The organism is Kocuria sp. CCUG 69068 (assembly GCF_020833785.1).
Lineage (GTDB): Bacteria > Actinomycetota > Actinomycetes > Actinomycetales > Micrococcaceae > Kocuria > Kocuria rosea.
Genome location: NZ_PDDL01000246.1, coordinates 1 through 1,151, shown reverse-complemented (window position 1 = coordinate 1,151; position 1,151 = coordinate 1). Strand labels below are relative to the sequence as shown.

General features: G+C 75.9%; 2 protein-coding genes. Both read left to right on the top strand.

Annotated features, from left to right (window positions below; genetic code table 11):
* The first annotated feature begins 243 nt into the window (after nucleotides 1-243).
* Nucleotides 244-378 (top strand): hypothetical protein, encoded by a 135-nt coding sequence (locus CRM73_RS19790; RefSeq protein ID WP_017834572.1) that lies wholly within the window; start codon nucleotides 244-246, stop codon nucleotides 376-378.
* 205 nt (nucleotides 379-583) lie between these two features.
* Nucleotides 584-1,151, top strand: a 568-nt coding sequence (locus CRM73_RS19325) for a single-stranded DNA-binding protein (RefSeq protein WP_229588814.1), incomplete at its 3' end; no start/stop codon positions are given.

The following is a 1,151-nucleotide window of genomic DNA, read 5'->3' as shown; positions in this document are numbered from 1 at the left end:
CCGCGAGCATCGACGGCTCCGTGGGGCGGGGCGACGGCTCCGCGCAGCGGGGCGACGCGCGGGGACGGGGTAGGCGCGGCGCCCGCTCCGGCGGTCCGGGCGCCGTGCCGGCCCCGAAAACCGGTCCGCGGTGCATCCACAGGAGCCCCTGGGCCGGTAGTAGGGGTGAGGACACCCGCGCAGGATGTCGTCCGGCAGGCCGTCACCTGTCAGGCCACTGCAACGAACATCGAGGTGAGTCCGATGGCCCGGATCCGACTCTGCCAGTGCGGCGCCCCACCGCTCTACGGCCCGTGGTGCTGGGCGTGTTCCCACGAGCAGGAGCGGCACCGGGAGCCCCTCGCCGTCATCGCCTGGAACGCCGTCGACATCGACTGACGGGCGCTCGCGGACCGTGAGCCGGTCTCACGCTGGTCGCCCGGCGGTCGCACTGCACAGCGCGTGGTCCCGGAACCCGAGGAGCGCGGCCGTCCACAACCAGGGCCCGCCCGCCGCGGCGGCACCGGCTCCGGCAGGACGCTGGGTGCACCCCGCCACCGGGGCCAGCACCGGCCGCACCGGCCGCCGTCCAGAGGAGTTCCCGATGACCGAGCAGATCACCGTCCGCGGCTACGTGGCCACGGATCCCGAGTCCCGCAGCCTGCCCGACGGCACCGTGGTGGTGACCTTCCGCCTCGCCTCCACCCCGCGCTGGTTCGACCAGCAGGCCGGTGCGTGGCGGGACGGGCACACCAACTGGTTCTCCGTCCAGGCGTTCCGCTCGCTGGGGCTCAACGCGCTGGCCAGCATCAAGAAGGGCCAGCCCGTGGTGGTGGTCGGCAAGCTCAAGGTCCGGTTCTGGGAGGGCGAGCACGGGCGCAACACGGCCGTGGACGTGGACGCGGTGTCCCTGGGGCACGACCTCGCCCTCGGCACGGCCTGCTTCCAGCGCACCGTGAGCTCCTCGCCGCCCGCCGAGCAGACGGGGGAGCGGCCCGCCGGACAGACCGAGGACGCGGCGGCGACCGGGGCCGCGGACGCCCCGGCGGCCCCGGACGGGGACCCGTCGGAGTCGAGCGGCGACCCCGACGGCGGGGCCCCCGTGCTCCCGGAGGGCGTCGACCCGGAGACCGGTGAGCTCCTCGGGGCCGCTGCCGGGCCGGGACGGCGCC

Excerpts from the sequence above, each read along its gene's own strand:
- CRM73_RS19790 (WP_017834572.1), top strand. The coding sequence starts at position 244 with ATGGCCCGGATCCGACTCTGCCAGTGCGGCGCCCCACCGCTCTACGGC.